We start from the raw sequence: 258 nt of genomic DNA on the forward strand, positions 1-258 counted from the left end.
GACGCGCTTCGCCAACTCTTTCGCGAACAAAGCCCCGATGACCAAGCCGAAGCCCCAGTTGATCCAGCTCGCCGCAAGCGACACAATCGTCACCCACAAAATAGCACTGCCCGGAGACTTCGCAAAACTCGCAAGCTTACCGAGCCCCTTTTTAAAAATCGGGCTGCTCGCCAACACAAAGCCTGTGACAAGTACGAGCACCATCTGCATCGAGAACGCCAAAAGCGCCCAGAAGCCCTCACCCCAGAACGCCACCAT

Annotated in this window: 1 protein-coding gene; it reads right to left on the reverse strand. The window is 56.6% G+C overall.

Features of this window, described 5'->3' with window-relative positions; translation table 11 throughout:
* Window positions 1-258: TIGR00366 family protein (locus tag SB775_RS31210; protein ID WP_410865156.1), on the reverse strand; the 258-nt coding region annotated here is incomplete at both ends.

The sequence above is a fragment of the Peribacillus sp. SIMBA_075 genome (assembly GCF_046534585.1).